At 55.6% G+C, this 20470-nt stretch carries 22 protein-coding genes, 1 tRNA gene and 1 pseudogene; 15 read left to right on the plus strand and 9 right to left on the minus strand.

What is annotated here, in order from left to right:
• Positions 1–20: 20 nt before the first annotated feature.
• Positions 21–794 carry a twin-arginine translocase subunit TatC gene (gene tatC / locus PMI16_RS11555; protein ID WP_007879649.1) on the plus strand — a complete coding sequence of 258 codons (774 nt, stop codon included), beginning with the start codon at positions 21–23 and terminating at the stop codon, positions 792–794.
• Between the two features lie 78 nt (positions 795–872).
• Here the strand turns inward: tatC and PMI16_RS11560 are convergent, their stop codons facing one another.
• Together PMI16_RS11560 and PMI16_RS11565 are read right to left on the minus strand one after the other, a co-directional pair.
• Positions 873–1559 carry a DUF2461 domain-containing protein gene (locus tag PMI16_RS11560; protein WP_007879651.1) on the minus strand — a complete coding sequence of 229 codons (687 nt, stop codon included), beginning with the start codon at positions 1557–1559 and terminating at the stop codon, positions 873–875.
• A gap of 40 nt (positions 1560–1599) precedes the next feature.
• Positions 1600–2769, minus strand: coding sequence for a Do family serine endopeptidase (locus PMI16_RS11565; protein WP_007879652.1), 1170 nt, complete (start codon positions 2767–2769; stop codon positions 1600–1602).
• 25 nt (positions 2770–2794) lie between these two features.
• On the opposite strand from PMI16_RS11565, the gene PMI16_RS11570 reads away from it, so the two are divergent.
• Positions 2795–3565, plus strand: coding sequence for a Nif3-like dinuclear metal center hexameric protein (locus tag PMI16_RS11570; RefSeq protein ID WP_007879654.1), 771 nt, complete (start codon positions 2795–2797; stop codon positions 3563–3565).
• A gap of 63 nt (positions 3566–3628) precedes the next feature.
• On the opposite strand, the gene mscL is transcribed toward PMI16_RS11570, so the two are convergent.
• Positions 3629–4060 carry a large conductance mechanosensitive channel protein MscL gene (gene mscL / locus PMI16_RS11575; RefSeq protein WP_007879656.1) on the minus strand — a complete coding sequence of 144 codons (432 nt, stop codon included), beginning with the start codon at positions 4058–4060 and terminating at the stop codon, positions 3629–3631.
• 256 nt (positions 4061–4316) lie between these two features.
• On the opposite strand from mscL, the gene petA reads away from it, so the two are divergent.
• From petA to PMI16_RS11605, 6 genes are all read left to right on the plus strand, one after another.
• The gene (gene petA / locus PMI16_RS11580; RefSeq protein ID WP_007879662.1) at positions 4317–4925 is read left to right on the plus strand and encodes a ubiquinol-cytochrome c reductase iron-sulfur subunit; all 609 of its coding nucleotides are present in this window, start codon (positions 4317–4319) and stop codon (positions 4923–4925) included.
• 2 nt (positions 4926–4927) lie between these two features.
• Positions 4928–6376 carry a cytochrome b gene (locus PMI16_RS11585; protein WP_007879663.1) on the plus strand — a complete coding sequence of 483 codons (1449 nt, stop codon included), beginning with the start codon at positions 4928–4930 and terminating at the stop codon, positions 6374–6376.
• Positions 6377–6395: 19 nt separating this feature from the next.
• Positions 6396–7160: a cytochrome c1 gene (locus PMI16_RS11590; protein ID WP_007879664.1), complete on the plus strand. Its 765-nt coding sequence runs from the start codon at positions 6396–6398 to the stop codon at positions 7158–7160.
• A gap of 100 nt (positions 7161–7260) precedes the next feature.
• Positions 7261–7872 carry a glutathione S-transferase N-terminal domain-containing protein gene (locus PMI16_RS11595; RefSeq protein ID WP_007879667.1) on the plus strand — a complete coding sequence of 204 codons (612 nt, stop codon included), beginning with the start codon at positions 7261–7263 and terminating at the stop codon, positions 7870–7872.
• Between the two features lie 141 nt (positions 7873–8013).
• Positions 8014–8502 (plus strand): ClpXP protease specificity-enhancing factor, encoded by a 489-nt coding sequence (locus PMI16_RS11600; protein ID WP_007879669.1) that lies wholly within the window; start codon positions 8014–8016, stop codon positions 8500–8502.
• A 23-nt stretch (positions 8503–8525) separates the two neighbouring features.
• A tRNA-Thr gene (locus PMI16_RS11605) sits at positions 8526–8601 on the plus strand.
• Positions 8602–9726: 1125 nt separating this feature from the next.
• Here PMI16_RS11605 and PMI16_RS11615 read toward each other — a convergent pair.
• From PMI16_RS11615 to PMI16_RS11625, 3 genes are all read right to left on the minus strand, one after another.
• On the minus strand, positions 9727–10032 hold the full coding sequence (locus PMI16_RS11615) for a hypothetical protein (protein WP_007879670.1): 306 nt from the start codon (positions 10030–10032) through the stop codon (positions 9727–9729).
• Positions 10033–10512: 480 nt separating this feature from the next.
• Entirely contained in the window at positions 10513–11034 is a 522-nt protein-coding gene (locus PMI16_RS11620) for a demethoxyubiquinone hydroxylase family protein (protein ID WP_007879672.1), read from the minus strand.
• A 144-nt stretch (positions 11035–11178) separates the two neighbouring features.
• Positions 11179–12069 carry a LysR family transcriptional regulator gene (locus tag PMI16_RS11625; protein WP_007879674.1) on the minus strand — a complete coding sequence of 297 codons (891 nt, stop codon included), beginning with the start codon at positions 12067–12069 and terminating at the stop codon, positions 11179–11181.
• 151 nt (positions 12070–12220) lie between these two features.
• On the opposite strand from PMI16_RS11625, the gene PMI16_RS11630 reads away from it, so the two are divergent.
• Positions 12221–12850: an FMN-dependent NADH-azoreductase gene (locus tag PMI16_RS11630; RefSeq protein WP_007879675.1), complete on the plus strand. Its 630-nt coding sequence runs from the start codon at positions 12221–12223 to the stop codon at positions 12848–12850.
• 15 nt (positions 12851–12865) lie between these two features.
• The gene (locus tag PMI16_RS11635) at positions 12866–13459 is read left to right on the plus strand and encodes an NADPH-dependent F420 reductase (protein ID WP_007879677.1); all 594 of its coding nucleotides are present in this window, start codon (positions 12866–12868) and stop codon (positions 13457–13459) included.
• A 101-nt stretch (positions 13460–13560) separates the two neighbouring features.
• Here PMI16_RS11635 and PMI16_RS11640 read toward each other — a convergent pair whose 3' ends face one another.
• The gene (locus PMI16_RS11640; protein ID WP_007879678.1) at positions 13561–14013 is read right to left on the minus strand and encodes a winged helix-turn-helix transcriptional regulator; all 453 of its coding nucleotides are present in this window, start codon (positions 14011–14013) and stop codon (positions 13561–13563) included.
• 134 nt (positions 14014–14147) lie between these two features.
• Here PMI16_RS11640 and PMI16_RS11645 point away from each other — a divergent pair, with 134 nt between their 5' ends.
• The 3 genes from PMI16_RS11645 (at position 14148) to PMI16_RS11655 (ending at position 16484) form a co-directional block, all read left to right on the plus strand.
• A complete protein-coding gene (locus PMI16_RS11645) occupies positions 14148–14795 on the plus strand; it encodes an NADPH-dependent F420 reductase (RefSeq protein WP_007879681.1) in 648 nt (215 codons plus the stop codon).
• 36 nt (positions 14796–14831) lie between these two features.
• On the plus strand, positions 14832–15770 hold the full coding sequence (locus PMI16_RS11650; protein ID WP_007879683.1) for an SDR family oxidoreductase: 939 nt from the start codon (positions 14832–14834) through the stop codon (positions 15768–15770).
• 72 nt (positions 15771–15842) lie between these two features.
• Entirely contained in the window at positions 15843–16484 is a 642-nt protein-coding gene (locus PMI16_RS11655; protein WP_007879685.1) for an NADPH-dependent F420 reductase, read from the plus strand.
• Between the two features lie 141 nt (positions 16485–16625).
• Here the strand turns inward: PMI16_RS11655 and PMI16_RS26785 are convergent.
• Positions 16626–16733: pseudogene (locus PMI16_RS26785) on the minus strand (IS110 family transposase); the annotation flags it as partial.
• Positions 16734–16989: 256 nt separating this feature from the next.
• Between PMI16_RS26785 and PMI16_RS11660 the strand changes: the two are divergent.
• Positions 16990–17820, plus strand: a complete 831-nt coding sequence (locus tag PMI16_RS11660; protein WP_007879689.1) for an N-acetylmuramoyl-L-alanine amidase — start codon at positions 16990–16992, stop codon at positions 17818–17820.
• A 582-nt stretch (positions 17821–18402) separates the two neighbouring features.
• The gene (locus tag PMI16_RS25885; protein WP_157212607.1) at positions 18403–18876 is read left to right on the plus strand and encodes a hypothetical protein; all 474 of its coding nucleotides are present in this window, start codon (positions 18403–18405) and stop codon (positions 18874–18876) included.
• Positions 18877–19257: 381 nt separating this feature from the next.
• On the opposite strand, the gene PMI16_RS11670 is transcribed toward PMI16_RS25885, so the two are convergent.
• Complete coding sequence (locus tag PMI16_RS11670) at positions 19258–20325, minus strand: substrate-binding domain-containing protein (RefSeq protein ID WP_007879691.1); 1068 nt, start codon at positions 20323–20325, stop codon at positions 19258–19260.
• Positions 20326–20470: the final 145 nt, after the last annotated feature.

A 20470-nucleotide genomic window follows, 5' to 3' on the forward strand; every position in this document is an offset into this window, starting at 1 on the left:
CCCACTCCTGCAGTAATCCCATGGCCGAAGAACAGAAAACGTCAGGTAGCGAAGATACCTTCATCTCGCATCTGATCGAATTGCGCAGCCGCGTGGTCAAGTCCTCGGCTGCCGTGCTCATCATCTTCCTGTGCATGATGCCGTGGGCTGCGCATATCTTCGATCTGCTGGCCGCGCCGATGATCCACGCGCTGCCGGCCGGCAGCAAGATGATCGCGACCGGCGTGATCACGCCGTTCCTGATTCCGGTCAAGGTCACCATGCTGATGGCCTTCATCATCGCCTTGCCGTGGGTGCTGTACCAGATGTGGGCATTCGTCGCGCCGGGTCTGTACACGCACGAAAAGCGCCTGGTCGCACCGCTGGTGATTTCGTCGTCGATACTGTTCATCACCGGCGTGGCGTTCTGCTATTTCTTCGTGTTCGGCGTGGTGTTCCCGTTCATCAACAACTTCGCGCCGAAGTCGGTGTCGGTGGCGCCGGATATCGACAGCTACGTCGACTTCGTGCTGACCATGTTCCTGGCGTTCGGCATCACCTTCGAAGTGCCGATCATCGTGATCGTGCTGGTGCGCATGGGCCTGGTGCCGCTGGCCAAGCTCAAGCAGATCCGTCCTTACGTCGTGGTCGGCGCGTTCGTGGTCGCCGCCGTGGTGACGCCGCCGGACATCATGAGTCAGCTGATGCTGGCCGTGCCATTGTGCCTGCTGTATGAAATCGGCCTGTTGGTGGCGCCGATCTTCGAGAAGGCGACACGCGCGCCGGAAGAACGCGAAGACGCCGTAGGCGGCTGATCCGGACCGCGACTCAAATAAAAAGCCACTGCATGCAGTGGCTTTTTTGTTGGTGCAGTGGAGGAAGTTAAGCGGAAGTTATTCCGGCACAACCAATGGAATCTGGCGCAGCCAGTGCACCAGCGGATAAGCGTCCTTGAAACCAGCCAGCACTTCCTTGCCGAGATCGGCCGGAATCTTTTTCTTGATGCTGCTTTCTTTCCAGACGATGAAATTTTTCAGTTTCACGTATTCGATATGCGGGCTGTCGGCGTCGAAGCCTTTAGGCGGACGCGTCAGTTTGCCTTCTTCCTGCAAACCGCCGTAGTTGTCCTTGATGGACTTGGTCTTGATCACCTTGCTGAAACCGGCGGCATCGGCGATGACTTGCTGGCGGATGGCGCGCAGGCGATCCGATGGCGGCATGTATTCGCCGCCGGCGATCAGCAACTGGCCATCGGCATCGATGTGGAAGTAATAAGCCGGGCCGCCGCCCGAGCTCGGTTTCTTCAGGCCGCTGGCGGTCAGCGACGCGGAGAAGTGCGTCTTGTACGGGCTCTTGTCGTGCGAGAAGCGCATGTCGCGGTTGATGCGGAACAGCGCTTTCTTGGGATTGCAGCTGGCGAGGATGGGATCGAATTTGCTGATGTCGGCGATCAGTTTGGTCACCAGTTCCAGGAACTCGGCGCGCAGGATGTCGTAACGCGGCTTGTTCATGACGAACCAGGCGCGGTTGTTGTTCTCCGACAGCTCGGCGAGATATTGGGTCAGGTCGCGGATGTGCATACGCTTGCTTTCTTGTGTCTGTTCGTTGTGTTCGTCTTGATTATTCGCGCTCTTCGCGCTTCGGCGGCGGACGTTTGCCGACGACGATTTCCAGCGTGGTTTCCTGCGCCTTGCGCAGCACGGTCATCTTGGCTTTTGCGCCCGGGGTCAGCTGCGCGATCAGGTTCAGCATTTCCGTCGTGTCGCTGACCGGCTTGCCCTCGACGCTGATGAGGATGTCGCCCGGCTTCATGCCGGCCTTGTCGGCAGGGCCGTTCTTGAGCACGCCGGCGATGATGGCGCCGGTCTTCTTGGTCAGGCCGAAGCTTTCCGCCAGTTCGGGCGTGATGTCCTGGGGTTCGACGCCGATCCAGCCGCGCACCACCTGGCCGTGGCTGATGATGGCTTCCATTACGTTCTTGGCGGTCGAGACCGGGATGGCGAAGCCGATGCCGAGGTTGCCGCCGGTGCGCGAATAGATCGCGGTGTTGATGCCCAGCAGGTTGCCGTTGGTGTCGACCAGCGCACCGCCGGAGTTGCCCGGGTTGATCGCCGCATCGGTCTGGATGAAGTTTTCGAAGGTGTTGATGCCGAGGTGATTGCGGCCCAGCGCCGAGATGATGCCCATGGTCACGGTCTGGCCGACGCCGAAGGGATTGCCGATGGCCAGCACGATGTCGCCGACGGTGGCTTGCTCGACGTGCGCCAGCGTGATGGCCGGGAGGTTCGGCAAATCGATCTTGATCACGGCAAGGTCGGTTTCCGGATCGGTGCCGACCACTTTGGCGGATGCCTTGCGGCCGTCTGCCAGCGCCACTTCGATTTCGTCGGCGGCTTCGACTACGTGGTTGTTGGTCAGGATGTAGCCTTGCGGACTGACGATGACGCCGGAGCCGAGGCTGGATTGTTTGTCGTCCTGTTGATCCTCGAACTGGTCGCCGAAGAATTTCTTGAAGAACGGATCATCCATGAACGGATTTTTTTGCGGGCGCGCTTCCGTCGTGGTGAAGATGTTGACCACCGACGGCATCGCCTGGCGCGCAGCATCGCGATAGGAATTTGGCGTCGGCGCACCGGGAGCGGCTTCCTGCATCTGGACCGAGGAAGCAGCGGGACGGACGCGGGAACTCAAGGTTCCGCTGGCCCAATCCGGCTTCAAGGTAGCTACAATGAACCAAACCGCCAAACCGACAGTTACGGTTTGCGCAAACAACAGCCAAAAACGTCGCATATTGAAATAAAGATGAGGATGAAAGATGACCCTGCGCACAGCAAATAGGGATGAACTTGCCAAATACCTGGCGCAAACGCTGAATATCACACAATACCGCGATTATTGCCCAAATGGGCTACAGGTGGAAGGGCGCGCCGAGATCGGCCTGGTCGTCAGCGGCGTGACGGCGAGCCAGGCGCTGATCGAAGCGGCGGTGGAGCTGAAGGCCGACGCCATCCTGGTGCATCACGGCTATTTCTGGCGCGGCGAGGATGCGCGCGTGATCGGCACCAGGCAAAAGCGCCTCAAGGCGCTGCTGACGCATGACATCAACCTGTTCGCCTATCACTTGCCGCTCGATGGTCATCCCGAGCTTGGCAACAACGCGCAGCTGGCGCGGCAACTGAGCCTGGTCGGCGAGGAGCGCTTCTGCGACGACAAGCTGGGCTGGTTGGGTAGCGTGCAGGCAGAAGCCAATGTCGCCACCGTCGGCGACCTCGCGCGTCTGATTGAGCGTCGCCTCGGTCGCCAGCCATTGCTGATCGGGGATCCGGATCAAGCGATCGGCAAAGTCGGCTGGTGCACCGGCGGGGCACAAGGGTTTCTCGGCGACGCGATCGCCGCCGGCGCCTCGGTTTACATCAGCGGCGAAATCTCCGAGCAGACCGTGCATCTGGCGCGCGAAACCGGCGTGGCCTACATCGCCGCCGGTCACCATGCCACCGAGCGCTACGGCGTGCAGGCGCTGGGCGCGCATCTTGCCGATCATTTCGGCATCCGTCATCAGTTCATCGATATCGACAATCCGGCCTGAAGCAAGCGATCAACCCCGCAATGGCAAAAAGCCCGCATCGAGCGGGCCTTTTGCACGGCTTGTTTATTTTCTGAGCGAATCGCGGATTTCGCGCAACAGCACGATGTCTTCCGGTGGCGCGGCGGGGGCGGCAGGCGCTTCTTCCGCTTGATGCGAGGCCAGGTCGCGCGCCTTGTTGATCATGCGGACCATCTGGAAAATGATGAAAGCCAGGATCAGGAAGTTGATCAGGATGGTCAGGAAATTACCGTAAGCGAACACCGCGCCGGCTTTTTTAGCTTCCACCAGCGTCAATTGGGCGCTCTGGCCGTTGAGCGGCAGATAGTAGTTGGCAAAATCCAGTCCGCCGAAAATCTTTCCGACCACCGGCATGATGATGTCCTGCACCAGCGATTCGACAATTTTGCCGAAGGCGCCGCCGATAATTACACCGACTGCGAGGTCGACTACGTTGCCCTTGAGCGCGAAAGTACGAAATTCTTGCATCATGCCCATCTTTTTCTCCTATAAATTGTTGCAAAACGACGCAGTCGGTTATATCGTGCTTCGATTAAAAAGTAAATTGCTGGCAATTTATTGCACAATACAAAAAGCAGAGACATTTCTATGGAAGTACTTGAAATATTAAAAAAGTTCCATAAATCGCATTTCCCGAATTGTTATTCGCTTTAAAAGGCACTTCAGGTTAGTTATAATCTAAGGTTGCTGGAAGTTCCGTTGAGTTTTCGTATTTTCACTAATTGGGGTTGGTATGAGTAACGAAAAACAGGTCGACTCCAGTCGGCGAGGTTTGCTCGTCGCGACTTGCGCGGCGGGTGGCGTGGCAGGACTGGCTACAGCAGGAGCATTTGTTTCCACTTTTCAACCATCGGAACGCGCCAAGGCAGCAGGCGCGCCGGTCGAAGTGGATATTTCCACCTTGGCGCCGGGCGAAATGAAAACCGTCGAATGGCGCGGCAAGCCGGTGTGGATTCTCAAGCGTACGCCGGAAATGGTGGAGTCGCTGAAAAAAGTCGACGCACAGGTCGCCGATCCGCAATCCAAGCGCACCGAATTTTCCACCACTCCTGAATACGCGCTGAACGAATGGCGTTCGATCAAGAAGGACGTGCTGGTGGTCGTGGGCATCTGTCCGCATCTGGGATGTTCGCCGAGCTCGAAGTTCCAGACCGGCGCGCAGCCGTCGCTGCCGGACGACTGGCAGGGCGGTTTCCTCTGTCCGTGCCACGGATCGACGTTCGACCTGGCGGGCCGGGTCTACAAAAACAAACCGTCCCCAGACAACCTCCAGGTTCCACGGTACATGTTTGACGGCGACACGAAACTGGTCATCGGCAAAGATGAGAAAGGCGAGGCGTAATCATGGCCGCATTCCAAGAAAAACAATTGCCGAAAGACGCACCTGTATCCGCTAAAGCATTGAACTGGGTCGACGCCCGTTTCCCGCTGACTTCCACTTGGAAAGCGCATCTTTCCGAGTACTACGCTCCCAAGAATTTCAATTTCTGGTACGCCTTCGGTTCGCTGGCGCTGCTGGTGCTGGTCATCCAGATCGTGACCGGGATCTTCCTGGTGATGCACTACAAGCCTGACGCGAATCTGGCATTCGCTTCGGTCGAATACATCATGCGCGACGTCCCCTGGGGTTGGCTGGTGCGTTACATGCATTCCACCGGCGCGTCGGCATTCTTCATCGTGGTCTACCTGCACATGGTGCGCGGCCTGCTGTACGGCTCGTATCGCAAACCGCGCGAGCTGGTCTGGCTGTTCGGCGTCGCCATCTTCCTGTGCCTGATGGGCGAAGCCTTCATGGGTTACCTGCTGCCATGGGGCCAGATGTCGTACTGGGGCGCACAGGTGATCGTCAACCTGTTCGGCGCAATCCCTTTCATCGGCCCTGACCTGTCGCTGTGGATCCGCGGCGACTACGTCGTCTCCGACGCCACGCTGAACCGCTTCTTTTCGTTCCACGTGATCGCGATTCCGCTGGTGCTGATCGGCCTGGTGGTGGCGCACATCGTCGCGCTGCACGAAGTCGGTTCGAACAACCCGGACGGCGTCGAGATCAAGGAAAAGCTGGACGACAAGGGCGTGCCGCTGGACGGCGTGCCTTTCCATCCTTACTACTCCGTGCATGACGTGATGGCGGTTGCCGTATTCCTGATCGTATTCACCGCCGTCGTGTTCTTCGCGCCGGAAATGGGTGGCTACTTCCTCGAATACAACAACTTCATCCCTGCCGATTCGCTGAAGACGCCGCCGCACATCGCACCGGTCTGGTACTTCACGCCGTTCTACTCGATCCTGCGTGCGACGACATCGGATTTCATGGTGTACCTGATGGCCGGTATTGCGGCCTACGTTGCGCTGCTGCTGGTGAAATCCAATCGCAGCGCGATCTTCAAGGTGGCGGCGATCGTCATCGGCGTGGCCATCATTGCCGGCATGGCGATTTTCGATGCGAAGTTCTTCGGTGTCGTGCTCATGGGCGTGTCCGTCATGATCCTCGGCGGCCTGCCCTGGCTGGATCACTCGCAGGTGAAGTCGATCCGCTATCGCCCGAGCTGGCACAAATACATCTACATCGTGTTTGCGATTGCCTTCCTGGTGCTGGGTTACCTCGGCGTCAAGCCGCCAGGCGTCTGGGGCGCATTGCGCGTGGGTGAACATATCATCCTGAACGACATTGCCCAGACCGTAAGTCAAGTATGTACTTTCATTTACTTCGGTTTCTTCTTGCTGATGCCATGGTGGAGTGCTGCAGGACAGTTCAAGCAAGTTCCTGACCGCGTTACTTATCATCCGCACTAAGCCAGCCAAGAGGATAAAAATGACATTGCTGAAAAGACTGATCTCGACTCTCGTGCTGCTGCCTGCGCTGGCTTACGCCAATGAAGGCGGGTATCCGCTGGATACGGCGCCAGACCGCACGACCGACGTCTCGGCCCTGCAAAATGGCGCCAAGCTGTTCGTCAACTATTGCCTGAATTGCCACTCGGCATCAGCCATGCGTTACAACCGCCTGCGCGATATCGGTTTATCCGAAGATCAGATCAAGAACAACTTGCTGTTCACCGGCGAAAAAGTCGGCGATCTGATGAAAAACACCATGTTGCCGCAAGACGCCAAGGCATGGTTCGGCACCGTTCCGCCCGATTTGTCGGTGATTGCCCGCGCCAAGGCGTCCGAAGCCGGCAGCGGCCCGGACTGGATCTATACCTATCTGCGCACTTACTACAAGGACGACAGCCGCCCAACCGGCTGGAATAACATGGTTTTCCCCAACGTCGGCATGCCGCATGTGTTGTGGGAATTGCAAGGTATTCGCGCGCCAAAGTATGCAGAAGAGAAAGATCCGCACGAAGAAGGCAAGACCATTCACAAATTTGTGGGCTTCGAACAGTTGAAACCAGGCAAGATGACCGCTGTCGAATACGACAATGCCGTGGCAGATTTGGTCGGATACTTGCAATGGATGGGCGAACCCGCGCAAAATACGCGTAAGCGCCTCGGCGTCTGGGTTTTACTGTTCTTGGGCGCCTTCCTGGTGTTGGCATGGCGTCTGAACGCTTCCTTCTGGAAAGAAGTCAAGTAGGCAGTGAAGTAAGTTTATTGTGTCCGCGCAGTCTGCGGACGTACGTATCGGGGTGAGGCGTACAGCGTCTCGCCCCCTTTGTTTCTAAGGCACTACAAAAATGATGGTTCTCTACTCGGGCACAACCTGCCCATTCTCGCAACGTTGCCGCCTCGTTCTGTTTGAAAAGGGCATGGACTTTGAAATTCGCGACGTTGATCTGTTCAACAAGCCGGAAGACATCTCGGTCATGAATCCCTACGGTCAGGTGCCTATCCTGGTCGAGCGCGATCTGGTTCTGTACGAATCCAACATCATCAACGAATACATCGACGAACGCTTCCCGCATCCGCAGCTGATGCCGGCGGATCCGCTGATGCGCGCGCGCGCACGTCTCATGCTGTTCAATTTCGAAAAGGAATTGTTCATCCACGTGCACACGCTGGAAAACGAAAAGACCAAGGCAGCAGAAAAAGCACACGAAAAGGCCCGCGCAGAAATCCGCGATCGCCTGACCACGCTGGCGCCGCTGTTCCTGAAGAACAAGTACATGCTCGGCGATGAGTTCTCCATGCTCGATGTCGCGCTGGCGCCGTTGCTCTGGCGTCTCGACCACTACGGCATCGAACTGTCGAAGACCGCAGCGCCGCTGATGAAATACGCCGAGCGTATCTTCTCGCGTCCTGCCTACATCGAAGCACTGACGCCTTCCGAAAAGGTCATGCGTCGTTAAGCTGCGCGCTGCATTGTGTATTATCCTGTCTCGCCGGTTGATCCATCTCAATAGGACAATCGGCGAACGCATTTAAGATTACTGCTTTAAAGATTGCTGCGTTATTGCGCGGCGGTCCGTTTTTCCGGATCGGTTTTTTCCATGCCAGAAGTATCTACCAAACCTTATCTCCTGCGCGCCATTTACGAATGGTGCACAGACAACGGCTATACGCCGCACATCGCGGTGGTGGTGGATGCGCGCACACGCGTGCCCATGCAATTCGTCAAGAACGGCGAGATTGTGCTCAACATCAGTTTCGAAGCCACCAGCGGTCTCAAGATGGACAACGACGTCATCAGCTTCAGCGCTCGTTTCGGCGGCGTCTCGCGCGACATCTCGGTCCCGGTCGACAACGTCATCGCCATCTACGCGCGTGAAAACGGACAAGGCATGGCATTCGAAGCGCCGGCCGTGCTTGCCGTCGGCGAGCACGTCGATGATGAGCCGGATGCAGCACCGACGCAGACGCTCGGTCTTGCATCCGTTCCTGCATCCGGAAAAGTTGAAGCCAGCAGCGAAGAAAACCACGATAACGAACCGGAACCACCAAAAAAAGGTGGAAGACCTGTACTAACCAGAATTAAATAGGCTATAATCTCGTTCTCAGTTTTGCTGGCTTAGCTCATCTGGTAGAGCACCTGACTTGTAATCAGGGGGTGGCGGGTTCAAGTCCTGCAGCCAGCACCAGTATTTAAAAGGCCCACCGCTCGGTGGGCCTTTTTGTTTTGCTTCGCAACGCCCCTGTTTTGCGAAGCGGCCTGTTTTTTTGTGATTTTATGCAGTCGCTAAAACTGGATGATTTTTACTCGCAAAAAATAGCCCAAATTAATTGGGCTATTTTTTGCTGATCACGTTAGCTTCGCTCACTTTGCGGACGATCACGCAGGCCGCTTGGATTCTGGAGTTATCTCAGCAGTGCTGTCACGAAGGCCTACTTTCCGGTATATCCACCAGTAGGCAAGTCCGCTTGCGAGCCCTGATCCTAGATAGTTCAGAGAATCATAAAAACCGGACTGTACCCAACGAACAGATGTGAACGGTTGAGCAAGCTCGATCCAGAGAGGTATGGCGCAGATAAAGCCAGCTATTCCGTACTGCCACCATCGCGTTAGACGAAACTTCCAAAACAAGAGTGCAAGCGGTAAGCCAACGATCAGCGCCGCAATTATCGCGAGAGGGAAGCCAATGAACCACATCAGGGGCAAGGCAGCACACCACGTCCCTGTTCCGTGGGCGAGCCCTACGCCGCAGGTGGTAAATGTGGCTCCAGTCACGCCAATAACGGCAGCGACCCCAAGCATCGACATAGTACGGAACACTGACTTGGTAGTTGGACGCATTGTTTCTTCCTGTAGTGCTGCTGCGGGCATTCTATCGAGGTTTGCGAAACCACATTCCTAAAAAATACAGGATCGGTAACGAGAGCGAAGTAAATATCAACATCGGAACCCTTAGGGGGCCAAATAGAGGGGGTTGTTCTACGATCCGGAGATGCTCTGCCGGAGGCTCAGGAAGAGTCCAGCCAATCACCAGGCTATAGCAAATAAAAAGCAAGATCAAAGATGCAGACGCAAAAAACCAAGGGTGATTGATTCGCCCCCAAAAGAAGATCAAAGAGAGTGCTGTGTAAATAATAGGTAGAGCGAAGGCAAGCGCTAGTTCTAACTCTACTCCATCAGCAAACAGGTTTAACAAGTTATACATATTCTCGAGCTAAGTCGTAATTGCGCTTGCCGCTGTCATTTTGGGGAATTGGTAACAACGACCGTTATTGACCGGAAGCAGACGTCTATTGGCCTATGCAGGACTCGTCTAAGTGGCTTTGCGGAAGAAATACCACGCAACGAGCAGTAGAAGAATTGCCGCTACTGAACACTGAATCATGAATACAGCATCTGCACCAAGCAGTGGCTTGTCCCCAGAGACGCTGGCAGGGTCTCTATACTCCAAAAATGTATTTGCGCCAGGCCCATAGTAGAGTGCCACCAAGGCATACATGATATTAAGGATCACGGTCGAGAGAATGACAAACAACCACGGTCGACTGAGGCTGTTCCAAGTGATGCACGAAAAACCTATGGCGAGCAAGGATGGCAACGCGATGAACAGCAAAAACATGAATCCCCTCTTTTTTGATTTAGGTAATTAGCAGCTCCTGGTCGATTGCGGACGTCGGCGCTATGTTTGTCGCGCAACTTTATCAGGAACAGCCCCGTATTCGCATTAAGAACTGGAGATTCCGCTTCGCAATTCGCAATTGAGCCGAATGTAATTAGCCTTTGCGACCGGCTATAAATCCTTATTGCGAAGCAGAAAATAACCTAAGTTATTGATTTTTATGATTTCTACGTCGGACTTGTAATCAGGGGGTGGCGGGTTCAAGTCCTGCAGCCAGCAGCAGTATTTAAAAGGCCCACCGCTCGGTGGGCCTTTTTATTTTGCTCCGCAATGCATTTTTTTGCGGAGCGGCCTGTTTTTGGTGATTTTATGCAGTCACTAAAACTGGATGATTTTTACTCGCAAAAAAATAACCCAAACTAATCAGGCTATTTTTTTGATCTCGTCCGCTTCTGGCCGTTTGCGGACAAGAATTGATAATTAAATACGCATGCCTAACCAGATAACAGACTCTGTGGCGCTGGACACAGCGGTGCTTAACACTGCCTCAAAAACACTGTTGGTATTACGATGGATATCTGCTTTGTCATGATGCTCTTGCTCCTCCTCTATGATGGAAGAGATTGCCGTAGTCGCATGAGTATCATCGGCCAGAAACTCCATTTGATGCCGTAAATGCTTCAGCACGACGCGCTCCACGGCGACCGTTGTAATAGATATTGCTCTCGCTCCCAGCAATCCCGTTCCGAGCCCCAGAATGTATCCGCCCACTGCGCATAACCAGTAACTTCTGCATCGCGCTAAACCACGACGGTTAAGTTCGGCAAGGAAGATATTCCTGTGACGTTCTTCATCTGCCTTGAAAGCTTGCAACTCAGGAAGCAAAGACTTCGCGGTAAATCGTGCCATGAGAATCTGAGCTGCATAGATGTTTATCGCGCCGTGCTCTCCGGCATGATTCACTTTCATTACCTGAGCAGCCAATTGAGCACTACTAATCATTGAGTCTTAAGCCTTCTGAGATTTCTAAAAATAGACGACCGCTTCTGGCCGATTGCCGACCTTCAGGTATGTGAAATTTGATTGGTGCATGCCTTTCTGCTCTCTTGACTCCTACACCAGCGCAGCCTGGATCGGGAGCTGATGCTAGACCGATCCTGACAAGTACTCAATCATCCATTGCCCGGCCGGACCTAGCTGCTGATCCGCGCGATATGCGCCGCCCATGGCAAGCTTGGCAATTCGTACATCGAACTCAACAAGCCGAAGAATCTTTAACCGTCCTCGTGCAATATCATCCTCAACAAGATGCGCCGGCATGCTTCCCCATCCGAGTCCGGCTAACAGCATCGAATGTTTCGCACCCAGATCCGCAAGCCGCCACGTCTGACTGGATAACACGCTGTAATCACGTCCAGCTGTCATCGAGGAGAGGTCTGTCAATACCAACTGAACATACTGCTGCAAAATATGTGATTCGATGGGCCCGTTAAATACTGCCAATGGATGGTGCGGCGCTACAACCGGGAGCAAGTCGACAGTGAGCATGTGAAAACGCTTCAAGACGGTCATGTCGGTAAATTGTGATTGCAGCAATCCGATCATCCCGGTGCCATCAAGCAATAATTCAACGGCAGCGCCTAACGGCTGTACATAAACGCGCGGTGGAACGGTCGGGAATCTCTCTCTGAAGGCCGTTAACGCTTTGACGACTGGCGGCATTGGAAACATGGAATCCAGAACAATCGTCAGTTCGGCTTCAAGCCCGCTGGCAAGGCTACGCGCGGAGTCGCGGAATGAATTGGCTTCATCTGCAATACGGCGAGCCCGCACCAGCAGGGCCTTGCCTTCCTCGGTCAAGGTTGGACGATATGCCGTTCGATCAAACAGCAGCAGATCTATCTGGGACTCCAGATTCTGAATTCCATAAGTTACCGCAGAACGGGCGCGATTAAGCTTCTTTGCGGCCTTCGTGAAACTGCCTTCGTCGACTACTGCGAGGAATATCTGGATCTGGTCAAGAGTCAGTGCATACATGTTCTAAATTATAGGCAGAGTTGAACTACATTTAGATAGTTTTTTCGTCGCTGATTGTCCGTTAAAGTCGCCTTGAACATCGCTGCCATGGCACTGAACCCGCCAATGCATCGAGCGATCACCATTCAACGCCATGACAAGGACCTCCCCAATGACAAACGTATTGATGCTCCTCTCCAGTCCGCGACGCGACGCGTCGCTGTCAACCAAAGTTGCAACGGCACTCTCGAATCGGCTTGCGTCCGAGTTGAGCGCCGCCATCACGGTTCGCGATCTCGCAGTCGACTCGTTGCCGCATATCGATCCAGCGTACGCAATCGGCCGCTTTGTACCCGTCGCAGAGAGAACGCCTGCTCAAATTGAAGCAGTCGGCTTGGCCGAGACGCTGGTTGCTGAATTGAAGGCTGCCGATATCGTCGTGATCGCTGCGAGCATGATCAATTTCGGACCATCCTCAACCCTCAAAACCTGGATTGACTATATCGTGTGGCCAGGCGTCACCATGATCCCTTCGCACGAAGGCCCACGCGGCCTGATCACCGGCAAGAAGGTTTTCATTGTCGCTGCCAGCGGAGGGATCTATTCGAGCGGACCGATGGCAGCAAACGATATGTTGGTGCCATATCTCAAGCAGATTCTGGGTTTTATCGGTTTATCCGACTTCGAGACAATTCGCGTCGAGGCTCAGAGCTTCAGCCCGGAGGACGCTCGGAAGAGCGTTGACGCCGCGCTGACGCAAGTCGCCACTCTGAAACTCTCCGCCAACTCAACCGGCCACTGATAGAGGAACGCCCGAATGACCTACGCCATCATTGGTTCCGGCAATGTAGGATCGGCCATCGCCGGACAATTCGCACGCGCCGGAATCCCGGTGTCGATCGCCAACACACGAGGACCGGACTCTTTACAGGACCTGACCAAGAAATTCGGAGACATGGTCTCGGCCAAAACGTTGGAAGAGGCACTTGCCGCCGACGTTGTGTTTCTTGCGGTTCCTTTCACGGCCGTTGAAACGCTTGCTGCGGCGCTTCCGAATTGGGCTGGCAAGATCGTTGTCGATCAAACGAATGCCCACGGAGTGCCTCCTGAAGTGTCGGCTGGACGTCTTTCTACAGAGATTGTTGCCGGCTTGCTGCCTGGCGCCTCAGTTGTCAAGGCCTTCAACCAGCTCCCTGCGGCGGTACTGGCAAGGGATCCATCCCAAGACGGCGGCAAACGTGTCGTGTTCTTGGCAAGTAACGAAGATACGGCCGCCGAGTCGATCAGATTATTGGCCGTCCAACTAGGATTCTCTCCCATTTTCGTAGGACGCATCGACGAAGGGGGCCGCCTGCTGCACATCCCCGGGCCTTTAGTGCTGCATAACCTTGTCGAGCATCCGTGCAAGTAGACTTTCGCACAAATCCGTAAAACTGAAACAAGAAAGCCCGGATACAGGGTTTTCTTATTTTTCTACGTCAGCTTCAGGTGCCGGCACGCTTGCCGTCTTGCTCACACGTCAGCGTCCGGAAATATACATCCGCCATTGCGAACCAGCGCCTTCACCTCTTCGCTCACTTGCAGGGGATGCTTCCTGATTCGCGCAATGAATTTCTTTTGGCTCCGCACGTACGATTTCGCATCGTGCTGCGCGCTCCACAGGACGATGTTCAGCATGATGGGAATAAGGTCCAGCCCCTTCTCGGTCAGCGTGTAGAAGTCCTTGCGCCCGTCATCGGGGTTGGGCGCCCGCGACAAAATTCCTTGCTCTTCTAGAAACGCCAGGCGGGAAGCAAGAACATTGGTCGCGATTCCCTCTTCCGATTTCAAGAACGCGCCATACGTCTTCTTGCCAGCAAAAACGATGTCGCGAATGATCAACAACGACCACCGGTCGCCGAACATCTCCACGCCGTAGTTCACCGCGCAATGGGACCGAAGGTCTTCTTTACTCGTCGTTTTCATGACCGGATTTTAACATTACTTGCGCATTGCAAGTAAATTTCAGTATTTCACTTGCTTTTTACAAGTGAAGTGAATAGCATGACCTGCATGTTGAGCGCGGTCACCAGATCGCGCCGTTCACGCTAAGGAAATAGATGAGCACGATCAGTATCATCGGCGCGGGGGCCATGGCCGCAGCGATCGCCGGCCTTGCCGCCAAGGCCGGACACAGCGTCGAGGTGATTAACCGCGATGCAGCCAAGGCGCGGGTGCTGGCCGAGCAGGTCGGCACCGGTGCGACGACAGGTACATTCGGCGCCGACCCGGCCGGGGATATTGTCGTACTGGCGGTGCTATACGCCGCCGTTCTGGACGTGGTGAAGCAATACGGTGACAAGCTGGCAGGCAAGCTCCTGATCGATATCACCAACCCAGTTGCCGCGGACCTCGCGAGCTTTGTGACACCTGGCGACAGTTTCGGCGCGCAGGAGATCGCCAGGGTCGCCCCCGCCGACGCGGTGATCGTCAAGGCATTCAACACACTGTTCTCCCACGTCCTGGCTGCCGGTTCATTTCAGGGTAGCCCGCTGGATGTGTTCATTGCGGGCAACGACGCGCAGGCGAAGGCACGCGTCGCCGTGTTCATCGAGAGCCTCGGACTACGCCCGTTGGATATCGGGCTGCTGCCCATGGCGCAGACGCTGGAGCACGTCTGCCTGCTGTCGCTGGGCCTGCTCGCCCACTCCATCAAGCACACCAACTTCTCAATCGGGGTCAGCCTTCCCGGCACAGCCCACCCGTAACACCACCTTCTCATATCACTTACAAGGAACAGCACCATGCGCGTTTTCGTTACTGGAGGAACCGGCCATATCGGTTCGTACATCATCCCTGAACTGGTCGCGGCCGGACATGAAGTTACCGGCCTGGCCCGCTCGGACAAGGCCGCAGATGCGGTGGCCGCACTTGGCGCCAGTGTGCGGCGCGGGGATATTTCCGACCTCGAAGAGCTCAAGGCAGCGGCGGCGGACGCCGACGGTGTCATTCACGTCGCGCACAGGCAAGACCTGCTTCCCTCCGGCGGGATCGACGCCGTGGCCGCAGCGGAACTCCGGATCATGCTCGCATACGGCGAGGCGCTGGCTGGAAGCGGCAAGCCGCTGGTCGTGTCGGGGAGCATCGGCGCGCCCGGTTGGGAAAAGCTGGGCCGACCAGCCACCGAGGAAGACCCGTCACTTCCCGGCGGCGATGCGTACAAGGGGACCCTGCGGGTTCGTAACGCGGTAGAGCTCGCCGTCATCGGCCTCGCAGAGCGGGGCGTGCGGTCGTCGATCGTGCGGATTCCTACGATCGCGCACAGCACGACCGACGTCGGCTTCCTTCCATTGTTGATCGGGCTGGCGAAGGAAAAAGGCGTCATCGGCTATCCGGGAGAAGGCGTGAACCTGTGGCCGGCCGTGCACGCCCGTGACCTCGCCACCTTGTTCCGCCTGGCGCTGGAGAAGGGGCTGGCTGGCAAATATTGGCACGGGGTCGAAAGTGAAGGCATCCCGTTCCGCGCCATCGCCGAGGCCATTGGCAGCCGCCTGGGTGTGCCGGCCGTGAGCATACCCGCGGATGTGCTGATGCTGCCGGGCTACTTTGGCTTCCTGGCAAACCTGGTCACGCTCGATCTCCCGGCGTCGAACCTCATCACCCGCCAGGCCCTGGGCTGGGAACCCACTCAGCCCGGCCTGTTCGCCGATATGGACAACGGCCACTATTTCCCTGCCGCCTGACCCGCGCCGTATTACCGGGGCATCGCCCCGGTAATACGTGACGAACAACCTGCTAACTGACGAGGAAACAATATGAGCACTCCCATCAGCATCATCGGCGCCGGCGGCATGGCCGCGGCAATCGCGGGCCGTACCATCACGGCTGGTCACACAGTCGAGGTGATCGGCCGCGACGAGTCCAAGGTGCAGGCGTTTGCCGACAAGCTTGGCGCTGGCGCGACCACCGGGACGTACGGCGTCGCACCAACGGGCGACATCGTCATCCTCGCCGTGCCATACGGCAGTGCGGCGTCGGTGGTGGCCGATTTCGGGGCGGCGCTGGGCGGCAAGGTAATCATCGACATCACCAACCCGGTCACCCCCGATCTCTCGGGTCTGGTGACCCCCAGCGGCAGTTCCGGTGCGCAGGAGACTGCCAGAGGTCTCCCCGCCGGTGCGCATGTCGTGAAAGCGTTCAACACTCTCTTCGGCCCCGTGCTTGCCAAGGGTGGTCGGCTCGACGCGTTCATCGCAGGCGACGATGCAGAAGCCAAGGCCCGCGTTGCGACTTTCCTCGGGAGTCTCGGCCTGCGGCCTTTGGATATTGGCGCCTTGCACATGGCCCGGACGCTCGAATCGCTTGGCCTCTTGATGATCGGCCTGGCAAAAAACGGAGCTGGCACGTTCGATATCGCCATGCACGTCGATATCGGATTGGCGCGATTGGCGCGATGAGCACGCAAGGGAACGTGCTCATCGTGAAGGAACTATTTGCAGCAACGGGCTGTGGCGATCTGCGAGGTGTGCTGGCGTTGACGGCCGACGATGTCGGGTGGGTCATTCCGGGCGAGTGGCCCCTGGCCGGCACGCACCGCGGATTGCATGTTTGAGCGCTGCAGGTGTCTGCGCAATGATCACGCCTCGTTCACCGAGTAAGCCTCTGATCTGGTTGATCAGGGCTGCACGTCGATGCACCAGCAATTTTTCAAAGTGACGCGTTGGAAAAGCTACACCGCAATCCTCATGTCCTTTCCAAGTTTCGACATAAGCGTTATGTGACTGAGGTTTCAGCAACCAAGAAAGACGTTGCCGCAGAGCGCTCAATTGCCCGCACCTGATTGTCTATCCGACTCCTGAAAGTAGAGTGAATGGCCCATGGCAACTTGGGTACGAGCCTATATCCGCCTTACTGTCGGCTTTATAAGCTGCTCATTACGACAAACCCAACATTGGACGCGTGATGAAATTCATTTTTTTGACATTGATCTTGTTGATAAGCGGATGCGCCGTGACACCTTTTCCTATCGATCGCGGTGACTACAAAGCAGACCAAACGCATCCCGCTGTGGCGCAAAATGAAAGGATACGCTTCCTCGTCTTTCATTACACCGCGCTTGACGATCAGAAATCCATTGATGTCCTGACTGGACCCAATGTCAGCGCCCATTATCTGGCGCCTACCGTTCCTGCCATCGATAACGGCAAGCCTGTCGCCCTGCAAATGGTGGCGGAAGAGAAGCGCGCCTGGCATGCGGGTGTCAGCAATTGGGGGAACCGCAGCAACCTCAACGATACCTCCATCGGCATCGAAATCGTCAATCCTGGCTATACCGATGAAGGAGCAGAAAGACGTTGGTATGACTATGCACCGGGGCAAATGGATTTAATCGGCAAACTGGCTTTGGATATCATCAGTCGTTATCAGATCGCGCCCGAAAATGTGCTCGCGCATAGCGACATCGCGCCGCAACGGAAGTATGATCCCGGTCCGCGCTTCCCATGGCAGGCGCTGTCCAGGCAAGGTATCGGCGCATGGCCGGATGAGCTGGTCGTGGAAAAATATCTGGCGGGCAGATTGCTGCTAGAGCCCGCCTCTGTTGCCAATATTCAGGCTGCATTGGAGGAATATGGATATACCGTTCCGCAGACAGGGGTGCTGGATGAGGAAACGCGCAAGGTGATCAGTGCCTTCCAGATGCATTTCCGGCCGCAGAATATAAGAGGAGATGCCGACGCCCAGACCGAGGCCATTGCATTGGCGTTGGTCGAAAAATACAAGAAAAAAAATTAAGCCTCCGGAGGTCGTTGCGAGCATCTGCTCTGGCTCTTGCACACTACAAAATGACCAGTCCTTTGATATGGCAGTCGGACCGGTGAGTACGGTTCTATATACGTCTGCGTCTCCGCCGATAGAAAACTAGAATTGGTCCCGTTTGTCGATCCCGTATTTTCTTCACGGATTACGTTCGGGGACCGTACAGGACCGAATCCCAGCAGCGGCCGTGCCGGAAACTTGCAATTTGGACCGCGTGGCGCCACCTTGTCGAAGAAGCTGCGCAGTGGTAAGGCCGGTTCAGTTGTGCGTGGAGCTACCAGCATGGTGCCGCGACCGGCGCAACAGGTGCCTTGCGCGATGCGGAAGATAAAAATTACCGTCCAGATCATATTAAACGGCGATTTTTATGACTGCTTGAAGCTGGGAGTCACAGTCAAAACCAGGCAAGGGAGTGGGGGAATTTAGGCGTAGGCCCATATTCCTTTTCGACCATGGTTTGCAGAATATCAAGAAGCGACAGAAGGCCATTTTGAAAAAGAAATCGGTTCTTTTTTCGGCGATATGTCTCTGTTAATTTAAGACTTAAGGTAGTAGCCAATGTATTTTTCCAATGGAAAGATGGAACGCCCCAAAAGGGTATTTCGTACTGGCGGCGTACGCATTTTTCGTATTTACCCCAATCGTCAAAAATTATTTTCTGTCGAAGTAAGGATCGCGAGAACCAGTCGTCTTATGGAAGCTGATCTTGCGCGTTCTAAAGAATGGGGGGCTTCGCTCAAGATACAAAACGGTCTGGTTCTTAGCTTTCACTCCAAAGTTGGTCCTGCCAAACGAGCTCGTTCAGTTGTCGAGCCACGTATGCGTGTTGCGCAGTTGTTTCTGAGCAGGAGTAACGTGTATCGAAGACAAGTCAAAATACTGAGCAGCCAGGCTGCTCACGCGGCAATGGCTTGGGCAAGACTGCGCAAGATTGATCTACAAGAAGCGCGAGGAGAGGAAGTTTTTTGTGATTCAGTCGGCGAGATGGCGCAACAGCTAGATCGTATCTGCCGCATGGAAAAAATCTACTGACTATAGACGTCACGCTGACGGAACGAGGCCGCCCGGCAATTCCCAGGCGTATGCCATGGAATCAAACGGCAAGACAGCGTTTTTTTTGCGCCTGGTTTCTGGCCGATGGGCGTGTCCGAATTTTTGTGTAAACGGGCTTTCGTTTAATTCATGGAGATTCGTTTACCCGACTGGATGGTAAGCCGAGTTAACGTGGCTTTCCAATCTTGGATGGGCAGTGCCCACTTTGGCGACTGTCACGATAAAGCGGCAGAACAATAGCAAACCATATGGGCCGCTCGGAACGCAGTACCGTTCGTTGAGATCGATTTTTTCGTTGTTTACGAGGGTTATTGGGGCACTCATCAAAAGCATAAAAGCCACCGTAACGGTAACTATGGATTACCGATAGGTCCCGGCGTAAGGAGCCACTGCGTCAACATTTTTGATTGTAATCAGAGGCGCCTCGGTACTGATTTTTTGTAGCGTATAGGATGGTACGAGATTGTATTTTTCAATGCGTTGCCTGAAACTCGCGTTCTCATAGAGGGTCTTTCTGATGTTGAACACGGCGCGAGTGTCTTGCCTGAGCATGATCGCCAAAATGGCAACCGGCAGATAACCTTGCAGATAGGGCTGTTGGTCGACAGCAACCTGTACCACTCCCTTGCGAATGGCGTCAATGACCTTGGGCGAATAGTCGAAGGTGACAAAGAATATTTTCTTGTTGGTTGCGCCGGAGGTTTCAATTGCGCGAATGGCCGGCTCGGCCGATAGCGGTCCCAGCGCCAAAATCGCGTCCGGATAAGGGGGGCTACTCAACTTTCGTGCAATCTCGTTTTGCGCTGCAACCGGATCCTTTCCAACTTTCACCAGATCCCAATTTCCACTGTTACCAAGCATCTCGGCAAAACCGTTGCAGCGCGCCAGCGCGGAAGACGATGAGTCAAGATGGCTGATGCAGAGCAGGGAACGAACACCGGCCGCCTTTGCCAATCGGCCAACCTGCATGCCGGCCCGGTAATCGTCCAGGCCGATATGGGTGAAGGCTCCTACTGCTTTGGATTCCTCCTCGGTTCCGTTGTTAATGGTGATCAGGGGGACCCTGCGCCCACTGATGCCTTGCAGAGCAGGACCGGTCATCGAGAAGTCTGCCAGCGTGCTGATGACGGCGTCATAGCCGGCGAGTTTTTCCAGCAACGGCTTCATGGCCCCGGTGCCTCCCTGGGGGGCGTTGAGATAGTCGGTACTCACGCCAAAATCGGCATCGGCGTCCTTGATCCCGTTCTTGACGACGTTCCACCATGGATCGCCATCGGGAGCATGGCTGACCATAGCGATGCGAAAGGTGTCGGCCCGGGTTTGAGTGGTCGTCCCCATCAAGGCAATTGCAATACATACCGCCATCGCGATGCCGCCTACGCCCGCCGTGCGTAAATTTGCCGGAAATTTATTGCCAGTCTTGATCACGATTTCGTTCTCCCCAGATCGTGTTTCAGTGCAGGACTCAATGCAGTTGGTTGCTTTGATGCCGACTCGCTCTTTACTCAGTCTGTCGCATGGGCGATTTCGCAGTTACGGGATAAGGGGCTGCAAACTTAACTGTCCTTGAGTT

Origin of the sequence: Herbaspirillum sp. CF444, from assembly GCF_000282135.1 — a bacterium.
Classification (GTDB): Bacteria; Pseudomonadota; Gammaproteobacteria; order Burkholderiales; family Burkholderiaceae_D; genus Herbaspirillum.

Bases quoted from the DNA above. Each gene is read 5' to 3' on its own strand.
- PMI16_RS11600 (WP_007879669.1), top strand. From the start codon at position 8,014: ATGCCAGAAGTATCTACCAAACCTTATCTCCTGCGCGCCATTTACGAA.
- PMI16_RS11635 (WP_007879677.1), top strand. From the start codon at position 12,866: ATGACCTACGCCATCATTGGTTCCGGCAATGTAGGATCGGCCATCGCC.
- tatC (WP_007879649.1), top strand. From the start codon at position 21: ATGGCCGAAGAACAGAAAACGTCAGGTAGCGAAGATACCTTCATCTCG.
- PMI16_RS11570 (WP_007879654.1), top strand. From the start codon at position 2,795: ATGACCCTGCGCACAGCAAATAGGGATGAACTTGCCAAATACCTGGCG.
- mscL (WP_007879656.1), bottom strand. From the start codon at position 4,060: ATGGGCATGATGCAAGAATTTCGTACTTTCGCGCTCAAGGGCAACGTA.
- PMI16_RS11615 (WP_007879670.1), bottom strand. From the start codon at position 10,032: ATGTTTTTGCTGTTCATCGCGTTGCCATCCTTGCTCGCCATAGGTTTT.
- petA (WP_007879662.1), top strand. From the start codon at position 4,317: ATGAGTAACGAAAAACAGGTCGACTCCAGTCGGCGAGGTTTGCTCGTC.
- PMI16_RS11655 (WP_007879685.1), top strand. From the start codon at position 15,843: ATGAGCACTCCCATCAGCATCATCGGCGCCGGCGGCATGGCCGCGGCA.
- PMI16_RS11660 (WP_007879689.1), top strand. From the start codon at position 16,990: ATGAAATTCATTTTTTTGACATTGATCTTGTTGATAAGCGGATGCGCC.
- PMI16_RS11585 (WP_007879663.1), top strand. From the start codon at position 4,928: ATGGCCGCATTCCAAGAAAAACAATTGCCGAAAGACGCACCTGTATCC.
- PMI16_RS11625 (WP_007879674.1), bottom strand. From the start codon at position 12,069: ATGTATGCACTGACTCTTGACCAGATCCAGATATTCCTCGCAGTAGTC.
- PMI16_RS25885 (WP_157212607.1), top strand. From the start codon at position 18,403: ATGTATTTTTCCAATGGAAAGATGGAACGCCCCAAAAGGGTATTTCGT.
- PMI16_RS11560 (WP_007879651.1), bottom strand. From the start codon at position 1,559: ATGCACATCCGCGACCTGACCCAATATCTCGCCGAGCTGTCGGAGAAC.
- PMI16_RS11590 (WP_007879664.1), top strand. From the start codon at position 6,396: ATGACATTGCTGAAAAGACTGATCTCGACTCTCGTGCTGCTGCCTGCG.
- PMI16_RS11630 (WP_007879675.1), top strand. From the start codon at position 12,221: ATGACAAACGTATTGATGCTCCTCTCCAGTCCGCGACGCGACGCGTCG.
- PMI16_RS11565 (WP_007879652.1), bottom strand. From the start codon at position 2,769: ATGCGACGTTTTTGGCTGTTGTTTGCGCAAACCGTAACTGTCGGTTTG.
- PMI16_RS11645 (WP_007879681.1), top strand. From the start codon at position 14,148: ATGAGCACGATCAGTATCATCGGCGCGGGGGCCATGGCCGCAGCGATC.
- PMI16_RS11620 (WP_007879672.1), bottom strand. From the start codon at position 11,034: ATGATTAGTAGTGCTCAATTGGCTGCTCAGGTAATGAAAGTGAATCAT.
- PMI16_RS11640 (WP_007879678.1), bottom strand. From the start codon at position 14,013: ATGAAAACGACGAGTAAAGAAGACCTTCGGTCCCATTGCGCGGTGAAC.
- PMI16_RS11595 (WP_007879667.1), top strand. From the start codon at position 7,261: ATGATGGTTCTCTACTCGGGCACAACCTGCCCATTCTCGCAACGTTGC.
- PMI16_RS11650 (WP_007879683.1), top strand. From the start codon at position 14,832: ATGCGCGTTTTCGTTACTGGAGGAACCGGCCATATCGGTTCGTACATC.